Annotated in this window: 15 protein-coding genes and 1 riboswitch; of the genes, 2 read left to right on the top strand and 13 right to left on the bottom strand. The window is 75.9% G+C overall.

Translation table 11 applies throughout. The features are described from left to right. Positions 1-35 precede the first annotated feature (35 nt). The 8 genes from argH to argC form a co-directional block, all read right to left on the bottom strand. The gene (gene argH / locus AB6N23_RS11130; protein WP_412866134.1) at positions 36-1,478 is read right to left on the bottom strand and encodes an argininosuccinate lyase; all 1,443 of its coding nucleotides are present in this window, start codon (positions 1,476-1,478) and stop codon (positions 36-38) included. After that, positions 1,471-2,712, bottom strand: a complete 1,242-nt coding sequence (locus AB6N23_RS11135) for an argininosuccinate synthase (protein ID WP_412866135.1) — start codon at positions 2,710-2,712, stop codon at positions 1,471-1,473. Before AB6N23_RS11135 ends, argH begins: the two co-directional genes overlap by 8 nt. A 76-nt stretch (positions 2,713-2,788) precedes the next feature. Beyond that, the gene (locus tag AB6N23_RS11140; RefSeq protein WP_412866136.1) at positions 2,789-3,298 is read right to left on the bottom strand and encodes an arginine repressor; all 510 of its coding nucleotides are present in this window, start codon (positions 3,296-3,298) and stop codon (positions 2,789-2,791) included. Beyond that, entirely contained in the window at positions 3,295-4,227 is a 933-nt protein-coding gene (gene argF, locus AB6N23_RS11145; RefSeq protein WP_412866137.1) for an ornithine carbamoyltransferase, read from the bottom strand. The genes AB6N23_RS11140 and argF overlap by 4 nt, the downstream gene beginning before the upstream one ends. Then, positions 4,224-5,549 carry an acetylornithine transaminase gene (locus AB6N23_RS11150; RefSeq protein ID WP_412866138.1) on the bottom strand — a complete coding sequence of 442 codons (1,326 nt, stop codon included), beginning with the start codon at positions 5,547-5,549 and terminating at the stop codon, positions 4,224-4,226. The genes argF and AB6N23_RS11150 overlap by 4 nt, the downstream gene beginning before the upstream one ends. Further along, positions 5,546-6,553, bottom strand: a complete 1,008-nt coding sequence (argB, locus tag AB6N23_RS11155; protein ID WP_412866139.1) for an acetylglutamate kinase — start codon at positions 6,551-6,553, stop codon at positions 5,546-5,548. The genes AB6N23_RS11150 and argB overlap by 4 nt, the downstream gene beginning before the upstream one ends. Next, positions 6,550-7,776, bottom strand: a complete 1,227-nt coding sequence (argJ, locus tag AB6N23_RS11160) for a bifunctional glutamate N-acetyltransferase/amino-acid acetyltransferase ArgJ (RefSeq protein ID WP_412866140.1) — start codon at positions 7,774-7,776, stop codon at positions 6,550-6,552. The genes argB and argJ overlap by 4 nt, the downstream gene beginning before the upstream one ends. Continuing rightward, positions 7,773-8,837, bottom strand: a complete 1,065-nt coding sequence (gene argC, locus AB6N23_RS11165; RefSeq protein ID WP_412866141.1) for an N-acetyl-gamma-glutamyl-phosphate reductase — start codon at positions 8,835-8,837, stop codon at positions 7,773-7,775. Before argC ends, argJ begins: the two co-directional genes overlap by 4 nt. Before the next feature lie 93 nt (positions 8,838-8,930). Here argC and AB6N23_RS11170 point away from each other — a divergent pair, with 93 nt between their 5' ends. Together AB6N23_RS11170 and AB6N23_RS11175 are read left to right on the top strand one after the other, a co-directional pair. Continuing rightward, on the top strand, positions 8,931-9,914 hold the full coding sequence (locus AB6N23_RS11170; protein WP_412866142.1) for a quinone oxidoreductase family protein: 984 nt from the start codon (positions 8,931-8,933) through the stop codon (positions 9,912-9,914). Then, the gene (locus AB6N23_RS11175) at positions 9,911-10,687 is read left to right on the top strand and encodes a DsbA family oxidoreductase (protein ID WP_412866143.1); all 777 of its coding nucleotides are present in this window, start codon (positions 9,911-9,913) and stop codon (positions 10,685-10,687) included. Before AB6N23_RS11170 ends, AB6N23_RS11175 begins: the two co-directional genes overlap by 4 nt. A gap of 79 nt (positions 10,688-10,766) precedes the next feature. Here the strand turns inward: AB6N23_RS11175 and thiD are convergent, their stop codons facing one another. From thiD to AB6N23_RS11200, 5 genes are all read right to left on the bottom strand, one after another. After that, positions 10,767-12,293, bottom strand: a complete 1,527-nt coding sequence (thiD, locus tag AB6N23_RS11180) for a bifunctional hydroxymethylpyrimidine kinase/phosphomethylpyrimidine kinase (RefSeq protein WP_412866144.1) — start codon at positions 12,291-12,293, stop codon at positions 10,767-10,769. After that, positions 12,290-12,958 carry a thiamine phosphate synthase gene (locus AB6N23_RS11185; protein WP_412866145.1) on the bottom strand — a complete coding sequence of 223 codons (669 nt, stop codon included), beginning with the start codon at positions 12,956-12,958 and terminating at the stop codon, positions 12,290-12,292. Before AB6N23_RS11185 ends, thiD begins: the two co-directional genes overlap by 4 nt. After that, complete coding sequence (gene thiM / locus AB6N23_RS11190) at positions 12,955-13,797, bottom strand: hydroxyethylthiazole kinase (RefSeq protein ID WP_412866146.1); 843 nt, start codon at positions 13,795-13,797, stop codon at positions 12,955-12,957. The genes AB6N23_RS11185 and thiM overlap by 4 nt, the downstream gene beginning before the upstream one ends. Then, positions 13,788-13,886: riboswitch (TPP riboswitch) on the bottom strand. (Overlaps the previous gene by 10 nt.) A 146-nt stretch (positions 13,887-14,032) precedes the next feature. Next, entirely contained in the window at positions 14,033-19,021 is a 4,989-nt protein-coding gene (locus AB6N23_RS11195) for an ExeM/NucH family extracellular endonuclease (RefSeq protein ID WP_412866147.1), read from the bottom strand. Between the two features lie 311 nt (positions 19,022-19,332). Further along, a partial coding sequence (locus AB6N23_RS11200; RefSeq protein ID WP_489672003.1) for a phenylalanine--tRNA ligase subunit beta-related protein occupies positions 19,333-19,975 on the bottom strand: 643 nt, incomplete at its 5' end.

A 19,975-nucleotide genomic window follows, 5' to 3' on the forward strand; every position in this document is an offset into this window, starting at 1 on the left:
AGCGTGCCCACCGGCCGCGCCGGGCCGCTCCCCCATCAGGAGGCGCGCGACGCCCGCAGCCGCGCCGCGGCGTCGCGTGCCCGGCCGAGCTGCTCCGCCACGCGCACGGGCGCCGTGCCGCCGTGCGCGGACCGCGACGCCAGCGAGCCCTCGACGGAGAGCACCGCCCGGACGCCGGGCGTCAGGTGCGGCGAGATCGCCTGCAGCTGCGCGTCGGTCAGGTCCCACAGCTCGAGCGCCGGCTCGTGCTCCTCGCACGCGCGCACGCAGGCACCGGCCACCTCGTGCGCGATGCGGAAGGGCACGCCCTCGCGGACGAGCCACTCGGCGACGTCGGTCGCCAGCGAGAAGCCCTGGGGGGCGAGCGCGGCCATCCGGTCGGTGTCGAACGTGAGCGTCGCGACCATGCCGGCGAACGCGGGCAGGAGCACCGTGAGCTGGTCGACCTGGTCGAAGACCGGCTCCTTGTCCTCCTGGAGGTCGCGGTTGTACGCGAGCGGCAGGCCCTTGAGCGTCGTCAGGAGCCCGGTGAGGTCGCCGACGAGGCGCCCCGCCTTGCCGCGCGCGAGCTCGGCGACGTCCGGGTTCTTCTTCTGCGGCATGATGCTCGATCCCGTGGAGTACGCGTCGTGCAGGCGCACGAACCCGAACTCCTTGGTCGCCCAGAGGACGACCTCCTCCGCGAGGCGCGACAGGTCCACCGCGACCATCGCGGCGACGAACGCGAACTCCGCGACGACGTCCCGCGACGCCGTGCCGTCGATCGAGTTCTCGACCGGCGCGTCGAAGCCGAGCTCCGCCGCGACCGCGGCCGGGTCGAGGCCGAGGGACGAGCCCGCCAGCGCGCCGGACCCGTACGGGGACACCGCGGCGCGGCGGTCCCAGTCGGCCCAGCGCTCGACGTCGCGCAGCAGGGGCCACGCGTGCGCGAGCAGGTGGTGCGCGAGCAGCACGGGCTGCGCGTGCTGCAGGTGGGTGCGGCCGGGCACGGGCGCGTCGCCCGCGGCCTCGGCCTGCGCGACGAGCGCGTCGACGACGTCGAGGACCATGCCCGACAGCACGCGTGCCTGGCGGCGCAGGTACATCCGCACGAGCGTCGCGATCTGGTCGTTGCGCGAGCGCCCGGCGCGCAGCTTGCCGCCGAGGTCCGCGCCGGCGCGCTCGATGAGCCCGCGCTCGAGCGCCGTGTGCACGTCCTCGTCGTCGGGCGTCGGCGCGAAGGTGCCGGCGGCGACGTCGGCGCGCAGGCGCTCGAGGGCGTCCTCCATGCCGGCGACCTCGGCGTCGGTCAGCAGGCCGGCCGCGTGCAGGACGTGCGCGTGCGCGACCGAGCCGGTGATGTCGTCGTCGGCGAGGCGCCAGTCGAAGTGCGTCGAGCGCGACAGCTCGGTGAGGGCCGCCGCCGGGCCGGACGCGAAGCGTCCGCCCCACAGCGCGAGCGGCCCCGCACCGGCCGTGCCGGCCTGCTGGTCAGCCACGCGCGATGCCGCCCTGGTCGCCGAGGTCGGGCGCGTTGCCGAACTTGACGTCGCGCGCCGCGGCCAGCTTCGAGCTGAGGCCGTAGATCTCGATGAAGCCCTTGGCGGCCGACTGGTCGAACGTGTCGCCCGTGTCGTAGGTCGCGAGGTTGAAGTCGTACAGGCTCGCGTCGGAGCGGCGGCCGGAGACGGTCGCGCGGCCGCCGTGCAGCACGAGGCGGACGTCGCCGGAGACGTAGCGCTGCGTGTCCTCGACGAAGACGTCGAGGGAGCGCTTGAGCGGGCTGAACCACTGGCCGTCGTACACGAGCTCGGTCCAGCGCTGCTCGACGCCGCGCTTGAAGCGGGCCTGCTCGCGCTCGACCGTGACGTTCTCCAGCTCCTGGTGCGCGGCGATGAGCGCGATCGCGCCCGGCGCCTCGTACACCTCGCGCGACTTGATGCCGACCAGGCGGTCCTCGACGATGTCGATCCGGCCGACGCCCTGGGCGCCCGCGCGGCGGTTCATCTCCTGGATCGCCTGCAGCGGCGTCACCGGGACGCCGTCGAGCGCGACCGGGACGCCCTCCTTGAACGTGACCACGACCTCGTCGGCGACCGGCGGGAACGTCGGGTCGTCCGTGTAGGTGTAGACGTCCTTGGTCGGGCCGTTCCAGATGTCCTCGAGGAAGCCCGTCTCGACGGCGCGGCCCCACACGTTCTGGTCGATCGAGAACGGGTTGTGCTTGGTGGTCTCGATCGGCAGGTCGTGCTTCTCGGCGAACTCGATCGCCTTGTCGCGCGTGAGGGCGAGGTCGCGGACGGGTGCGAGGCACGTGAGGTCCGGCGCGAGCGACGTGATGCCGACCTCGAAGCGGACCTGGTCGTTGCCCTTGCCCGTGCAGCCGTGCGCGACCGTGGTGGCACCGAACTGGCGGGCCGCGCGCACGAGGTGCTTCACGATGACCGGCCGCGACAGCGCCGAGACGAGCGGGTAGCGGTCGAGGTAGAGGCCGTTGGCCTTGAGGGCCGGCATGCAGTACTCGGTGGCGAACTCGTCGCGGGCGTCCGCGACGTACGCCTCGACGGCACCGCAGTCGAGCGCACGGCGGCGGATGACCTCGAGGTCCTCCCCGCCCTGACCGACGTCGACCGCGACGGCGATCACCTCGGCGCCGGTGGCCTCGGCGATCCAGCCGATGCCCACCGAGGTGTCCAGCCCCCCGGAGTACGCGAGGACGACGCGATCGGTCATGTCAGGTTCTCTCCGTTCTCGGCTACGTCAGCATGCATGAACATACATGGTTCCGCGGAGATATGCATAACCGGTCTCAGCCCTCGCCGGCGAGCGCGAGGAAGCGTGCCGCGACCGCCTCGCCGCCGTCGGCGGCGCGCGAGATGACGAGCACGGTGTCGTCCCCCGCGATCGTCCCGAGGACGTTCGGCAGCACGGAGTGGTCGATCGCGGACGCGAGGAACTGCGCGGCACCCGGCGGCGTGCGCAGCACCACGAGGTTGCCCGACGCCTCGGCCGTCACGAGCAGCTCCGCGCAGAGGCGTGCCAGGCGCGCCGCGAGCATCTCGGTGTCGGTCGTCGCCGGCGTGCGGTCCCCGCCCTCCTGGGGCACGGCGTACGCGAGCGCCCCGGACGGCGTGCGGATCTTCACGGCGCGCAGCTCGACCAGGTCGCGCGACAGGGTCGCCTGCGTCACGTGCACGCCCTCGTCGGCGAGCCGCTCGGCGAGCTCGCCCTGGGAGTGCACCGACCCCCGCGACAGCAGGCTCGTGATGAGAGCGTGGCGCGCCGCCTTCGTCGAGGGGATCGCGCCCGTCGTGCTCACGACCGCTCCAGGAGGAACGTCAGGAGCGCCTTCTGGGCGTGCAGGCGGTTCTCCGCCTCGTCCCAGACGACCGACTGCGGGCCGTCGAGCACCTCCGCGGTGATCTCCTTGCCGCGGTACGCCGGCAGGCAGTGCAGCACGAGCGCGTCGGGGGCGGCGAGCGCGAGGGCGTCGGCGTCGAGCCGGAACGCGGTGAAGCGGTCGGCGCGCTCCCCCGCCTCGTCCTCCTGGCCCATCGACACCCACGTGTCCGTCGCGACGACGTCGGCGCCCGCGACGGCCGCGTCGCGGTCGTGCAGCACGGCGACCGAGCCGCCCGTGGTCGCCGCGACGGCCCGCGCGGCCGCGACCACGTCCGGGTCGGGCAGCGCGTCCGGCGGGGTGCCCACGCGCACGTGCAGGCCCGCCGTCGCACCGCCGAGCAGGTACGAGTGCGCCATGTTGTTCGCGCCGTCGCCCACGTACGCGAGCGTCGTGCCGGGCAGCGCCGCGACGCCGCCGCGGTGCTGCGCGACGGTCGTGAGGTCGGCCAGCACCTGGCACGGGTGGAACTCGTCGGTGAGGGCGTTGACCACGGGCACCCCCGCGGCGGCCGCCATCGCGTCGAGCCGCGTCTGCGCGTGCGTGCGCCACACCACCGCGGCGACCTGACGGCCGAGCACCCGTGCGGTGTCGGCGATCGACTCGCGGACGCCGATGCGGGCGAGCGTCCCGTCGACCGCCAGCGGGTACCCGCCCAGCTCGGCGATGCCCGTCGTGAAGCTCACCTGCGTGCGCAGCGTCGGCTTGTCGAAGATGACCGCGACCGCCCGCGGGCCCGCGAGCGGCGTGCGGACGAACCGGTCGGCCCGGAACGCGAGCGCCAGCTCGAGGACCGCCGTCTGCTCGTGCGGGGCGAGGTCGTCGTCGCGCAGGAAGTGCCGGGTCACGAGGCGTCCTCCGCGATGTCGGCCGGCAGCGCGGCCACGAGGTCGACGAACGGCTGCGCCTGCTCGTCGGTGAGCACGAACGGCGGCGCGATGCGCAGCGTCGTCGGCGTGCACGGGTTGACGACGACGCCCGCGTCGAGCGCGTCCGCCGCGACGCGCGCCGCGACGGGTGCCGTGAGCTCGACGGCGATGAGCAGCCCCTCGCCACGGACCTCGCGGACCAGCGGGTTGCCGGTGCCGGCGAGGCGCGCGCGCAGCCGCTCCCCGAGCGCCGTGACGTGCGCCAGCAGCGCGTCGCGCTCGATGACGCCGATCGTGGCGAGCGCGGCCGCGGCGGCGACGGGGTTGCCGCCGAACGTCGTGCCGTGCTGGCCGCGGCCGAGCAGGGACGCGACCTCGGGCCCGTAGGCGACGAGCCCGCCGACGGGGAAGCCGCCACCCAGGCCCTTCGCGACGGTGACCACGTCCGGGACGACGCCGCCGCCGACGTGCGGGTGCTGGTGCGCGAACCACCGGCCCGTGCGTCCCATCCCCGACTGCACCTCGTCGAGCACGAGCAGCGCGCCGTGCCGCGTGGTGAGCTCGCGGGCGCGCGCCAGGTAGCCGGGCGGCAGCGGCCGCACGCCGGCCTCGCCCTGGACGGGCTCGACGACCAGGCCGGCGACCCGGTCGCCGCCGTCGGCGAACGCGGCCTCGAGCGCGTCGGTGTCGCCGAACGGCAGGAACTCCACGCCCCCCGGCAGCGGCTCGAACGGCTCGCGGTACGCCGCCTTGTGCGTCAGGGCGAGCGCCCCCATGGACCGGCCGTGGAACCCGCCCTCGAGCGCCAGCACGCGCGGGCGGCGGCCGGCCGAGTGCCGGCGCAGCAGCTTGAACGCGGCCTCGTTCGCCTCGGTGCCCGAGTTGGTGAGGAAGACCCGCGACCCCTCCGGCGCACCCGCGAGCGCGAGCAGGCGCTCGGCCAGCGCGATCTGCGTCGGGCTCGCGAAGAAGTTGGAGATGTGGCCGAGCGTGCCCAGCTGCGCGCTGACCGCGGCCGTCAGGGTCGGGTGCGCGTGGCCGAGGGCGTTGACCGCGATGCCGCCGAGCAGGTCGAGGTAGCGGCGGCCGTCGGCGTCCCACACGTACGGGCCCTCGCCGCGCACGAGCACCCGCTGGGGCGGCCCGAACGTGTCCATGACGGCGTGCGTGTACCGGTCCGTCCACTCGGCGACGCTCCCGCCGCCCGCGGGCAGCGGGAGCGCGTCGTCCGGCGCCTCGGCGCGGTGCCGGGCGGCGGTCGGCGCGGCGGTCGGTGCGGCTGCAGCGGTGGGCTCGGTCACGGGGCGTCCTCCTGCGCGGCACGGACCCGGGGCACCGGGACCGTGGAGGGGTTGTCGGCCGGGTCGACGTCGGGCAGCACCATGGTGCCGACCCCGTCGGACGTGAAGACCTCGACGAGGATCGAGTGCGCCTCGCGGCCGTCGATGACGTGGGCGCGCGGGACACCGCCCTCGACGGCGCGCCAGCAGGCCTCCATCTTCGGGCGCATGCCGGCGTCGAGGCGGGGCAGCAGCGTCGCGAGGTCGGACGCGCGGATGCGCCGCACGAGGCTCTCGCGGTCGGGCCAGTCGGTGTACAGGCCCTCGACGTCGGTCAGGACGATGAGCTTGCGCGCGCCGAGGGCGACCGCGAGCGCGGCGGCGGCGGTGTCGGCGTTGACGTTGAGGACCTGCGTGGGGTCCTCGATGTCGGGGGCCACCGTGGACACGACCGGGATGCGCCCGGCGTCGAGCAGGTCGAGCACCGCGCCGGGGTTGACCTGGACGACGTCACCGACGAGGCCGACGTCGACCTCCTGCCCGTCGACGACGGCGGTGCGGCGCCGCGCCTGGAACAGCGCGCCGTCCTCCCCCGACAGGCCCACGGCGTGCGGGGCGTGGCTGTTCAGCAGCCCGACGAGCTCGCGCGAGACCTGGCCCGTGAGGACCATGCGGACGACCTCCATGGCCTCCGGCGTGGTGACGCGCAGACCGCCCCGGAACTCGCTCTCGATGCCGAGGCGGTCGAGCATCGCGTTGATCTGCGGACCGCCCCCGTGCACGACGACGGGCCGCAGCCCGACCTGGTGCAGGAACACCATGTCCTCGGCGAAGGCACGCTTGAGCCGGTCGTCGACCATCGCGTTGCCGCCGTACTTCACGACGACCAGCGCGCCGGAGAACTGCTGCAGCCAGGGCAGCGCCTGGATGAGGACCTCCGCCTTCTGGTCGGGGCGCAGGTCGGTGCGCGTGTCGAAGACGAAGTCCTCGGGCACCGGGGGCAGGTCGGGGCTCGTGCCGCTCATGTGGAGTACGCGCTGTTCTCGTGGACGTAGTCGTGCGTGAGGTCGTTGGTCCAGACGGTCGCGGAGGCGTCGCCCGCGTGCAGGTCGACCACGACGTGGATCTCCCGCGCCGCGGCGAGATCGAGCTGCGCGGGGTCCTCGTGGGCGCCGCCGGCGCGGCAGATCTGCAGACCGTTGATCGTCACGTCGAGCGCCGTCGCGTCGAACGGGGCGACGTCCTCCGGCACCGTGCCGACCTGGGCGATGATCCGGCCCCAGTTCGGGTCGTTGCCGAACATCGCGGCCTTGAACAGGTTCGACCGCGTCACGGCGCGGGCCACGGCCACGGCGGCGTCCTCGGTGGTGGCGCCCTGCACGTGCACGGCGATGTCGTGCGACGCGCCCTCGGCGTCGGCCACGAGCTGGCGCGCGAGCGACGCGCACACGCGCAGCACGGCGTCGGCGAGGACGTCCGCGGGCGGCGTCACGCCGCTCGCCCCCGACGCCAGGAGCGTCACCGTGTCGGACGTCGACATGCAGCCGTCGGAGTCGACGCGGTCGAACGTCGCGCGCGTCGCGGCGCGCAGTGCCGCGTCCGCCGTCGCGGCGTCGACGTCGGCGTCCGTGGTGAGCACCGACAGCATCGTGGCCATCGCGGGGGCGAGCATGCCCGCACCCTTGGCCATGCCGCCGACGGTGAACGCGCCCTCCGGCGTCTCCACACGCACGTGCGCGGACTTCGGCACGCTGTCGGTGGTCATGATCGCGGTCGCCGCGTCCGGACCCGTGCTCTCGCTCAGCGCCGCCACGGCCGGGGCGATGCCGGCGAACAGCTTGTCGCTCGCGAGCGGCACGCCGATCAGGCCGGTCGAGCACACGACGACGTCGCCGGCGGAGACGCCCAGGGCGTCCGCCACCTTCTCGGCCGTGGCGTGCGCGTCCTGGAAGCCGCGGGGGCCCGTGCCGACGTTCGCGCCGCCGGAGTTGAGCACGACGGCGGAGACGACGCCGTCGGACACGACCTGCCGCGACCACAGCACCGGCGCGCCCACGACGCGGTTGGTCGTGAAGACGGCGGCGCCGACCTGGCGCGGGCCGTCGTTGACGACGAGGGCGAGGTCCGGCGTGCCGGACGCCTTGAGACCGGCCGTGACGCCGGACGCGCGGAAGCCCGCGGCGGCGGTCACGCCCGGCGACGTGCCGGGCGACGTGCCCTCGAGGGCGGGTCCGAGGTGGTCGGTCACGGGGCGACTCCGTTCCGCGGGAGGCCGAGCGTCTCGGGCAGGCCGAGCGCGAGGTTGAGGGACTGCACCGCGCCACCGGCGGTGCCCTTGACGAGGTTGTCGATGGCGGTGACCGTGACGACGCGACCGGCCCGCGCGTCCAGTGCCACCTGCACGTGCGCGGTGTTCGCGCCAGTCGTCGCGGCCGTCGTCGGCCAGCGGCCGTCCGGCAGCACGTGCACGAACGGCTCGTCCGCGTAGGCGGCGCGCCACACGGCGCGCAGCTCGTCCTCGCCCAGGTCGACGCCCGGCGCGAGGCGGGCCGTCGCGGTGGCGAGGATGCCCCGCGACGTCGGGACGAGGACCGGCGTGAACGACGTCCGCACGTCCGACGCCCCGGCGCTGCGCAGGTTCTGCGCGATCTCGGGGACGTGCCGGTGGGTGCCGCCCACCGCGTACGGCACGGCCGCGCCGAGGGCCTCGGAGGCGAGCAGGTGCGGCTTCAGGGACTTGCCGGCGCCGGAGTAGCCGACGGCGAGGACGGCGACGAGGTCGGTGGTGTCGAGCAGACCCGCGGCGACCCCCGGCTGCAGGCCGAGCGTGACGGCGGTGACGTTGCACCCCGGCACGGCGATGCGACGCGCCCCCGCGAGCCGGTCGCGCTGGCGGCCGAGGGTCTCGGCCACGACCAGCTCGGGGAGGCCGTAGGTCCACGTGCCGGCGTGCGGGCTGCCGTAGTAGGCCTCCCAGTCCGCCGCGTCGACGAGCCGGTGGTCGGCGCCCAGGTCGAGGACGACGGGGTCCTCGCCGAGCGCCTCGAGCTCGGCCGCGACGGCGCCGCTCGCCCCGTGCGGCAGGGCGAGCACGACGACGTCGTGGCCTGCGAGCGCCTGCGCGGTCGTGGGGGCCAGGACGCGGTCCGCGAGGTCCACGAGATGGGGGTGGTGGTCCCCCAGGGCAGAGCCCGCGTTGCTGTGCGCGGTGAGCGCACCGATGCGCGCCTCGGGGTGGTCGAGCAGCAGGCGGAGGATCTCGCCGCCCGCGTACCCGCTGGCGCCGGCGACCGCGACCGAGAACGTCATGTGCATGAACATACAGGGGTGCGCACAAACATACCAACGCTGTCGGTGCCGACCTGCGGGAACACCGCCGCCCGTGCCACGGTTGCCACGGTCATGCGCGCAGTCGTCGCCGCCCGCGCGGGCGGACCCGAGGTCCTCGAGGTCGTCGACGCCCCCGAGCCGCAACCACGGCCGGACGAGGTGCTCGTCCGCGTGGCCGCGGCCGGGGTCAACTTCATCGACACCTACCGTCGCACAGGCACGTACCCCGTGTCCTACCCGCACGTCGTCGGGTCCGAGGGCGCCGGCGAGGTCGTGGCCGTCGGGTCCGACGTCACGAGCCTCGCGCCGGGCGACCGCGTGGCGTGGGCCGACGCCCCCGCGTCCTACGCCGAGCTCGTCGCCGTCCCCGAGCGCGCCGCGCTCGTCGTGCCGCCCGGACTCGACGACCGCACCGCGGCCGCGCTGCCCCTGCAGGGCATGACCGCGCACTACCTCACCGCCTCGACCTTCCCGCTCGAGCGCGGGCACGACGTGCTCCTGCACGCCGCGGCCGGCGGCGTCGGCCTGCTCGTCACCCAGCTGGCCGCGGCCCGGGGCGCCCGCGTGATCGCGACCGTGGGATCGGCCGAGAAGGAGACGCTCGCGCGGGCCGCCGGCGCCGCGGACGTGATCCGCTACCGCGAGCTGTCCGACCTCACCGCCGAGCTCCCCGCGCTGGTGCGCGACCTCACCGGCGGGCACGGCGTGCACGTCGTCTACGACTCGGTCGGCAAGGACACGTTCGACGCGTCCCTGGCCTCCCTGCGTGCCCGCGGCACCCTCGTGCTGTTCGGCGGCTCGTCGGGGCAGGTCCCGCCGTTCGACCTGCAGCGACTGAACTCCGCGGGCTCGCTGTTCGTGACGCGCCCGACGCTCGGGCACCACGTCGCGACCGCCGACGAGCGCGCGTGGCGCTGGCGCGAGGTCGCCGGGCCCGCGGCGGCCGGTGCGCTGCAGGTGCGCGTCGGTGCCACGTTCCCCCTGGCCGACGCGGCCGCCGCCCACCGCGCCCTCGAGGGGCGCGCCACCACCGGAAAGGTGCTGCTCCTCCCGTGACGACCTCCCCCGCCGGCCCGTTCACCCCCCTGGCGGCCCCGCTGTCCGCCCCACCCCGCAGGATCCGCGTCGACGTGTGGTCCGACGTCGCGTGCCCGTGGTGCTTCATCGGCAAGCGCCGGTTCGCCGCCGCCCTCGCGCGGTTCCCGCACCGCGAGCACGTCGAGGTCGTGTGGCGCTCCTACCAGCTGTCGCCGGAGACGCCCGCCGGGTCCGGCCGCCCGGAGGTCGACGCCCTCGCCGAGATGAAGGGCCTCGACCGCGGCCAGGTGCAGCAGATGTTCGCGCACGTGACGGCGGTCGCCGCGACGGACGGGCTGCGGTACGACTTCGACCGCACCCTCGCCTTCAACACGTTCGACGCGCACCGGCTGCTGCACCTGGCGGCGCAGGCCGGAGGCGCACCGCTCGTGGAGGCGACCATGGAGGCGCTGTTCACCGCGCACTTCGAGCAGGGTGCGGACCTCGGTGCCGAGGGTGCCCTCGTGGCGCTCGCCGGACGCGCCGGGTTCGCGGCGCACGGCTGGGACGCGGACCGCGTCGCCGCCGCGCTGGCGGGCGACGACGCGGCGGACGCCGTGCGCGCGGACCTCGCCGAGGCGCGGGCGCTCGGCGTGACCGGCGTGCCGTTCTTCGTGGTGGACCGGAGGTACGCGGTCTCCGGCGCGCAGCCGGCCGAGGTGTTCACCCAGCTGCTCGACGCCGGGTGGCGCGAGGCGAACCCCCCCGCCGCCGTCGCCGGCGGGGACGTGTGCGGGCCCGACGGCTGCTGAGGCCCACGGCGCCGCTCGTCCAGCCGTGACGTGCCGCGGTGCCGGTGGCCCCGCCCCCTGAGGAGCCACCGGCACCGGATCAGGGGACGGCGCGCCCGGCGGGCACGAGCGCGGCGGCGCCGGCCGACGCCGGGTCGCCCGGCCCGCCGGGCGACCCGGCGTCGACCTGGTCGAAGAACGCCACCTCGTGCTCGCACGAGCGGACGAACGCCGCGAGCATCCGCGCCCGGGTCACCGCACCGACCTCCAGCGCCGCGGCGTCGCACAGCCGGCGCGCCTCGTCCGCCGCCGCCGCGAATCCCGGGTCGCCGTACGTCGCGACCCAGTCGCCGTACGGGTGCGCCGCGACGTCGCCGGCCCGCGCGAGGATGCGCGCCCCGATGTCGGCGTACAGCCAGTAGCAGGGCAGCACCGCGGCGGTGAGCTCCGCGTACGAACCGCGTGCGCCCACGGCCAGCAGGTGGTCGGTGTACGCGGTGGTGACCGCGGACGCCGGACCCGTCCACGCCCGCCCCGCCCGCGACAGCCGGTCGCGGTGCAGCCGCGCCTCGACGTCGAGGCAGCGGCTCGCGCCGCGCGCCCAGAACGCCTGCGCGGCGCCGTCGGGCGCCAGCTCGCTCGCCCGCGCGAGCACGCGCGAGTACGCCGCGAGGTACAGCGCGTCCTGATGCAGGTACGCCTCGAACGCGTCGCTCGCGAGCGTGCCGTCCGCCAGCGACCGGACGAACGGAAGGTCGTCGCACGCCGCGCGCAGGTCGGCGACGGCGTCCCACGCCTCGTCGCCGAACGGGCGCGCACCGAGGGTCGGCGCGTGGTGCAGGTGGTCGACGGGACCTCGTCCGGAGCCGACCCCGAGCGCCTCCCCCGCCGCGATGGCGCCGGTGAGCCACTCCTTCGCCTCACGGACCGCCGACACCCAGTCGGGGCGCCGGGGACGCAGCGCGGCGACCGCCGCGGACAGCGAGCAGCCGGTGCCGTGCGTGGACGTCGTCGCGACGCGCACCGCGTCGAGCTCGACGACCGTCGTCGCGTCGACGACGGCGTCGGGGCTCGCGTCGCCGTCCAGGTGCCCGCCCTTGAGCAGCACGGTCACCTCCGACGCGCGCGCCAGGCGACGCGCCTGGCCGACGGCGTCGCGCCACGTCCGGGCGGTCGGCTCGCCGAGCAGCACGCCGAGCTCGGGCAGGTTCGGCGTGACGAGGTCGGCGTGCGCCACGAGCCGGCGGACGGCGTCCTCGGCGTCGCGGTCGAGCAGACGGTCGCCGCTCGTCGCCACCATCACCGGGTCGAGCACCACGACGGGCGGACGCGTGCGCGTGAGCCACGCCGCGACCTCGTCCGCGACCGCGACCGTGCCGAGCATGCCGATCTTCACCGCGTCGACCGTGACGTCGTCGCTCACCGCGTCGAGCTGCGCACGCAGGAACGCGACGTCGGGCACGTGCACGGCCCGCACGCCGTGCGTGTTCTGGGCGACGAGCGCCGTGACGACGGCCATCCCGTAGGCGCCGTGCGCCGCGAACGACTTGAGGTCCGCCTGGACGCCCGCGCCCCCGGTGGGGTCGGTGCCCGCGACGGACAGGACGCGGACGCGGTGCGCACTCACCGGGTCACCGCCGGCACCGCGGCACGGGCCCAGGCGTCGACGAGCGCCGCGGCGGCGCCGCCGGGGTCGGGCGCCGCGCACACGGCGCTCACCACCGCGAGGGCGTGCGCGCCGGCCCGGCGCAGCACCGGCGCGTCCGCGGCGGTCAGCCCGCCGATCGCCACGACGGGCAGCGCGGTGGCGTCCACCACCGCGCGGACGCCGTCCGCACCGAGCGCCGGCCCGGCCTCGGGCTTGGTCGGCGTGAGGCGCACCGGCCCGGTGCCGACGTAGTCCGCACCCACGGCCTCGGGCAGCAGCTCGGGACGGCCGACGGACACGCCGACCACCGCGTCCGGCCCCAGCAGCGCACGCGCGTCGGCCACCTCGAGGTCGCGCCGGCCGACGTGCACGCCGTCGACGCGCGCACCGCGCGACCGGGCGGCGAGCGCCACGTCGGCGCGGTCGTCCACGAGCAGCACCGCCGGCGGTCCGTCGCGCAGGGCGTCGGCGACGGCGACCGCGAGCGCGACCTGGTCGCGCACGCCAGCGTGCTTGGCGCGCAGCTGCACCGTGCCGACGCCCGCGCGCACGGCGGCCAGCGCGACCGCGGCGGGCGCGTGCCCCGCCGCGGCGCACACGTCGGCGTCGAGCACGAGGTACACGCCCCCGGGCAGCCGGCTCATGCGGGCACCGCCACGCGCGCCGCGACGACGAGCCGCTCGGCGAGGTCCGCGCCGGTGAGCGCGTACAGCTCGTCCAGCAGCGCCGGGACGAACGAGCCCGGCCCGCGGGCCACCTGCGCCGCACGCTCGGCCGCCGCCCCCAGCGCCGTGCTGGCGCCCGCACCGGCGGTGAGCGGGTCGGTCACGGCGGCGAACGCCGCGACGAGGCCGCCGAGCGCGCACCCCGCGCCGGTCACGGTGGTGAGCATGCGGTCGCCGACCGCGAGCCGCACCCGCGTGCGCCCGTCGGTGACGAGGTCGACGGGCCCGCTGACGGCGACGGCGCCGCCCGTGCGGAGCGCCAGCGCGTCGGCCGCGTCCGCGGCGGCGTCCACGTCGTCCCCGGCGTCGACGCCGCGCCCGGCGGTGGTCAGGCCCGCGAGCGCGCGCACCTCGCTGGCGTTGCCGCGCACGACGGCCGGTCGCTCCGCCACCAGGCGGGCCGCGAGGCGGGTGCGGACCGACAGCACGCCGACGGCGACGGGGTCGAGCACCCACGGCGTGCCGGCACCGGCGGCGACGGCGACGGTCGGCGCGACCGCCGCCCGCTGGTCGGGACCGAGCGTGCCCAGGTTCACGAGCACGGCGCCCGCGACGCCGGCCAGCTCCTCGGCCTCACCGGGCGCCGAGGCCATCGCCGGCGACGCGCCGATCGCGAGCAGGGCGTTCGCCACGAGGTTCGTCGTCACCTCGTTGGTCAGGCACTGGACGAGCGGGGTCCGGGCCCGCAGGTCGTCGAGGGCGAGCGCCGCGCGCGCGGCGAGCTCCTCGGGCGGGCAGGGGACGGCAGGCGTCGTCATCGCGACATCCCTTCGCTCGTGCTAACGAGATCAGGTTCGACGGGTGTGATCTCAGCCCTGCCTGGTGCAGGGCACCCCGTGTCGCCGGCCACCGTAGCGCAGCGCGGGCCGTGCGCGGACATACCGGACCACCTGGCGGACCGGGCCGCGCGAGCGGCCGGACCGGAGGCCGCCGGCCCGGGGACGACGACGGGGGTGGGTCCGGTGGACCCACCCCCGTCGCCGTGCGCACGGGTCAGCGACGCACGGTCACCGTCCGGCTGGTGCTGCCCTCGACGTTCGCCGGGTCGTCCGGCACGAACACCGCGGTGAGCCGGTGCGTGCCGCGGCCGAGATCGCGCGGCAGCGTGCCGACCGCGATGCCGAGCACGACGTGGGCCCGCGCCACGACCCGGTCGCCCTCGCGCAGCTCGACCGTGCCCGCGGGCAGGCGGAGCGTGTCGAGGCGGACCGTGGCGACCCACGGCGACGGCAGGAACGCGAACGGCGACGACAGCACGCTCAGCGTGGTGCTGCTGCCGACCTTCTCGACCGTCACCGTGACCGGCGCCGACTCCGAGCCGCCGACCGTGTCGGTGCCGGCGTACCGGGCGACGACGTCGTACGTCCCGGCCGGCGTGGCCGCCGGCAGGGTCAGCCGCGCGTGGCCGCTGCGCAGCGGCGCCGTGCCGAGCACGGTCTCCCCCGCGACGAACGTGACCTCGCCGGTCACGGGCGCGTCGGCCGTCACCCGCGCCGTCAGGCGCACCCGGGGCGCGAGGTCGCCGTGCACCTGGCTGTCCGGCGACGCGGTGAGCGTCGTCGTGGACGCCGGCAGACCGGCCTCCACGACCAGCGGCACCGTCACCGTCGTGCCGCTCGGCTGCGCCACGAGGGTCAGCGTGCGCGTCCCGGGCTCGGTGCCCGCGGGCACCGTGACCGTGACCGTGCCCGACGCGTCCGGGCCCTCGCCGCGCGTCAGCGTGGCAGCCCCCAGCGCGACGTCGTCGAGGCGCACCTCGAGCGACGTGTTGTCCGGCGCACCGAGGCTCGTGAGGTTGAGCCCCGTCACGGGGAACGTCAGCTCCGCGCCGGCCTCGACCGGGTCGAGCGCCGGCACGCCGACCGCCCGCTCCCGGAAGTCCGGCGTGAGGCCCGGGTTCGCCTGCAGGTACGCGATCCACGCGTCCCGGTCGACGAGACCGGAGTCCGCCGTGTCCTGCCCGTCCTCGAAGACGCGGAAGTTGTCGCCGCCCTGCGCGAGGAACGAGAAGGTGCCGATCCGGTACTCGGCGTCCGGGTCGAGCGGCGCGCCGTCGACCGTCACCGACGTGATGCGGTCGCCCTGCGGACGGGACGCGTCGTACGTGTACGCGACGTTGTCCGACAGCCCGAGCTGGAGGTAGGGCCGGCTGGGCACGTTGCCGTCCCGGTCGGTCTGCCACTGCTGCTCGAGCATCGTCTCGACCTGGGCTCCCGTGAGCGTGGTCGTCCAGAGGTTGTTGACGAACGGCAGGACCGCGTTCGCCTCGGCGTAGGTCACGGTGCCGTCGGGTGCGTGGAACAGCTCGTTGCGCAGGCCGCCGGGGTTGACGACGCCGATCTGCGCGCCGCCCCGCTCCGGGGCGTCGAGCGTGTCGAGCAGCGCGTCGGCGACGAGGTTGCCGAGCGTGGACTCGCGGCTGCGGTCGTCGCGGCCGGTGCCCGGCTGCGGGCCGGGCCCCACGTAGCGCCCGTCCACGAAGGAGCCACCCGCGTAGGCGGTCGTGATGTCCGCCGTCACCGAGCCGACCGGCTGGTTGCCGACCTCGGCCGCGTACGCGAGCGCCGCGGTGACGAACCCCTGCACCTCGGCGACCCGCGGGAAGGCCGCGACGAGCTCGGCGTCCGCCGTCGTCGTGCGCGCGACGTTCTCCGCCGTGGAGGCCGTGACCTCCTCGGTCTCGCGGTCGTACGTGAGCACCACCTTGCCGAGGAACTCCCCGTACGAGCCGGTCTGCAGCACCGGCCGCGTCCCGTCCTCACCCGGCACGGGCGCCTGCCACGCGTACTGCTTGTGCGTGTGCCCGGTGAAGATGACGTCCACCGCGGCGGACGTCTCCGTGACGATGTCGGCGAAGGCGCCGCCCGCGGCGACCTCCTCCTCGAGCGTCGCGCCGTCGGGCGTGCCGGCGCCGGCGCCCTCGTGGTACTCGGCGACGAGCACGTCGGCCTCGCCGTTCGCCTCGTCGCCGTCGGTCAGCTGCGCCGCGACGCGGTTGACCGCCTCGACCGGGTCACCGAACTCGAGCGACGCGACGCCGCCCGGGCTGACGAGCGTCGGCGTCTCCTGCGTGACGGCGCCGATGACGCCGACGGTCACGCCCGCCATGTCGAGCAGCGCGTACTCGTCCAGCGCCGGCGTGGTGGTGCCCGCCCGGTACACGTTCGCGCCCAGGTAGGGGAACTCGGCGTTCCCGCCGCCCGCGACCACGCGGTCGACGAGGTCGTCGTAGCCGCCGTCGAACTCGTGGTTGCCCACGGCCGACGCGGCGAGGTCGAGCGCGTTCAGCACGTCGATCGTCGGCTGGTCCCGCTGGACCGACGACGCGAACAGCGACGCGCCGATGTTGTCACCGGCGGACAGGAACGCCGCCGCCCCGCCCGCGGCCTCGGCCGCGGCGCGCTGCAGCTCGATCGTGCCCGCGACCTTGACCGTGTTGGCGTCGATGCGGCCGTGGAAGTCGTTGACGTTCAGGAACGTCAGGTCGACCGGACCGGTGTTCGCGTCGCCCGCCGTGAGGCCGACCTTCACCGGGTCGTGGTCCGAGGACCGGTACGGGCCCGGGTCGTGGAACGTCGTGCCGTGGTAGCCGTAGCGGCTGTACTCGAGGGCGATCGACTCCCCCGCGTTGATCTCCCACACGTCCGCGCCCGTCGCGCGGTCCGCGGCCGCCTCGTTGAGCAGGACGTGGTCGAGCGAGCCCGACAGCCCCTGGAACGAGTAGCTCCACTGCCCCGGCGCAAGGGTGCTCACGGCGTCGACGTAGCCGGCGTCGTACAGCACCTGCAGCGGGTCCTCCCGCGTGTACGCGTTGAAGTCCCCGACGAGCGCGACCGCCTCGGCGTCGCCCTGCACGGTCGGCACCCAGTCGCGCAGCGCCGTCGCCTGGCGCACGCGCGACTCGTTCGACGCACCCTGGCCGTCCCCCGTGTCGCGGTCGCCCGGCCACGGACCCGCCGAGCCCTTCGACTTGAAGTGGTTGACCACGACGAGGACGGCGTCGCCGCCGCCGGCGGGGATGAACGCCTGCGCGATCGGCTCGCGCGCGTTCTGGAACGCCTCGCCGTCGTCGCTCTGGTCGCCGAGCGCCCGCGCCGCACCCGTCGGCGTCACCGCCGCGGGCTGGTAGATGAGCGCGTTGGTGATGACGTCCTGGCCGGACGGGTCCGGCAGCTCGTCGGAGGACGGCACGAACGCCCAGCGCTCCTCGCCGGCGGCCGTGTTGAGGGCGTCGACCAGCGTCGCGAGCGCCTCGTCGGCCACGCCGTCGACGCGCGCCGAGTTCTCGATCTCGAGCAGCCCGACGACGTCGGCGTCGAGGCCGTTGATCGCCGCGACGACCTTCTCCTGCTGGCGGGCCAGGTCGTCCGGGTCCCAGGCGCCCCGCTGGTCGCAGCCCTCGTCGACCGTGACGGGCTCGCCACCGGGCGTCGTGTACGCCTCGCACGACGGCGTCTGCGCGCCGAGCGTCGTGAAGTAGTTCAGCACGTTGAACGACGCGACCGACACGTCGCCGCCGACGGCCTCGGGGGCGGCCGTCCGGTCGTCCTCGAACGTCGCCGGTGCCGTGCCCTCGGCCGTCAGCGGAGCCGTCGGGTTCAGCTTCCAGGCGTTGTTGCGGTAGTCGACGACGACGGGGGCGACGAACTGCACGGCGGCCCCCACGCGCACCGGGTTCTCGGTGGAGACGTACGGCGGCGTGAGGCCGCCCGCGTCCTGGCCGAGGAAGTTCGTCGTCGCGCCGTCGTCCAGCGTGACGCGGCGGGCGGCGTTGTCCGCGGCGACCGCCGCGGCCTCCGGCGTGCCCGGGCGGGCGACCTCGGTGGGCTGCAGCAGCGGGGTCGTGCCCGTCGCCAGGCCGACCTCGCCGTACTGGTTGGTGGAGTAGGTGTTGGAGACCGTGAGGTCGCCCGTCGGCAGCAGGAGCATCGACTCGAGCGCCTCGCGCGTCGCGTCGTCGGCCGGCCACGCGCCCTCGACGGGCGCCGGCGCCGGAGCCGGGTCGAGCACCGCGACGTCCGCGGCCGCGCCGACGGTCAGCTGCGTGAGGCCGTTGAACTCGGCGACCTCGCCCGTGACCCGCAGGTGCTGGCCGACCTGGACGTCCCCGGCGGTGGCGGCCGAGAAGACGAAGAGCGCGTCCGACGACGTCCGGCCGGCGGGGGCGCCGCCACCCGTGCCGGGCGTCTGCAGGACGTACCCGCGGAAGCCGCCCGTCGGGTACGCGGCGGTCACGACCCCGGTCGTGGTGACGCGCTGCCCCACCAGGGGCGAGGCCGGACCCGTGCCCTGGATCTCCGCGATGGTGCGCGTCGTGGGGTCGGTCGGCTCCGGCTCCTCGCCGGGGTCCGCGCCGGCGGCGGTCGGCGTCGGCGCGCCGACCGTGAAGTCGGCCGCGTTGTCCGCCGTGTTCGTGCCGACGGCGTCCCGCGACGCCGACGTCGCGTTGCCCGTGCCCGGCGCGGGCGCCGAGCCGGCGAACGAGGAGGCGCTCGCGCCGTAGCCGACGAGGTCGACCACCGCGGGGACGTCCGCGCACCCCGCGGCGCAGGTGAGCGCCTGCGGCGACGACGTCAGCGCGACCTTGCCGGTGCTGCCGCTCATCGCGATCGTGCCCGTCACGTCGGGCGCGAGGTCGACGGTCCCGCCGGACCCGCGCGCCTGCCCGACGAGGAGGTGCCCGCCGGCGGGGACGCTCGCACCGGTCAGACGCGTGACCTGCCACGACGCGCCGCCGGCGGACGCGTACTGCACCGCCCAGCCCGACACGTCGACGGGCGCGTCGCCCGGGTTGTAGAGCTCGACGAAGTCCTGCGTCAGGGTGGCGCCGCTGTTGCCGCCGCCCCCGTAGACCTCCGAGATGACCACCGGGGCGTCCGGTGAGACGGCGGCCTGGGCCGCCCCTGCCGTGACGACGCCACCGGTGAGCAGGAGCCCGAGCGCGGTCAGCGCCCCGGTGGTCGTCCGTCCTCGTGCGTGCACGCGAGTCTCCTTCGTCGGGGCACTGGGTGCTGCCGGGTGGTGCGGGTGCTGCGGCGGCGACGCCGCGACGGTGGGTGCCGCGCGTCGCTGCGCAGCGAAACGGCCGCTCGTGGCGGCCGTGGTCCACAGTGCGTGGTACGTCCGGTCCGCCGCAACTACCCGACAGTAACCATTCGGTGAACTCGTCCCATGAGTCCCGTTCGCCCGACCGCCGCGCACGGCGACCGGGACCGGCGCGCGCCGGGACGACGACGACGGCGGCCGGGGATCGCTCCCCGGCCGCCGCCGTCGTGGTACGTGCGTCCCCCGCGTCAGGTCCGCAGGTGCGCCCCCACGCGGGCGTGCGCCTCGGCGACGACCGCCTCGCGCACCGCCGCCGTCTCGTCGGCCGTGAGCGTGCGGTCCGCCGCCCGCAGGCGCAGCGCGAACGCCAGCGACCGGCGCCCCTCGCCCACCTGGTCGCCCGTGTAGACGTCGAACAGGCGCACGTCCTCGAGCACGTCGCCCGCCGGGCTCTGCACCGCCCCGGCCCGCACGGCCGCGAGCACGTCCGCCGCCGGCACCGAGGCGTCGACGACGAGCGCGACGTCCTCCTTCGCGACCGGGAACGTCGACACCGGCACCGCCTCGACGGGGTCCGCCGGCGACGCCGCCAGGAGCGCGTCGAGGTCGAGCTCGAACGCGACGGCCCGCGCCGGCAGGTCGAGCGCCACCAGCACCTGCGGGTGCAGCTCGCCGGCGTGCCCGACGAGCACCCCGTCCGCCGTCGTCAGACGCGCGCACCGGCCGGGGTGGAAGGGCGCCCGGTCGGCGTCCGCGGCCGCGACGAGCTCCACGCCCACGACCTCGGCGACGCGCCGCGCGAGCGCGACCGCGTCGGTGTGGTCGGCCCGACGGCCGGTCCCCCACCACCCGGCCGGCTCGACGTGCCCGGCGAGCACGCCGGCGACGTGC

Origin of the sequence: Cellulomonas pasadenensis (genome assembly GCF_047229365.1) — a bacterium.
In the GTDB taxonomy this organism is placed as follows: domain Bacteria; phylum Actinomycetota; class Actinomycetes; order Actinomycetales; family Cellulomonadaceae; genus Cellulomonas.

Coding starts and splice junctions, on each gene's coding strand:
- AB6N23_RS11185 (WP_412866145.1), bottom strand. CDS start 12,958: ATGAGCCGGCTGCCCGGGGGCGTGTACCTCGTGCTCGACGCCGACGTG.
- AB6N23_RS11170 (WP_412866142.1), top strand. CDS start 8,931: ATGCGCGCAGTCGTCGCCGCCCGCGCGGGCGGACCCGAGGTCCTCGAG.
- argB (WP_412866139.1), bottom strand. CDS start 6,553: ATGAGCGGCACGAGCCCCGACCTGCCCCCGGTGCCCGAGGACTTCGTC.
- thiM (WP_412866146.1), bottom strand. CDS start 13,797: ATGACGACGCCTGCCGTCCCCTGCCCGCCCGAGGAGCTCGCCGCGCGC.
- argC (WP_412866141.1), bottom strand. CDS start 8,837: ATGACGTTCTCGGTCGCGGTCGCCGGCGCCAGCGGGTACGCGGGCGGC.
- AB6N23_RS11135 (WP_412866135.1), bottom strand. CDS start 2,712: ATGACCGATCGCGTCGTCCTCGCGTACTCCGGGGGGCTGGACACCTCG.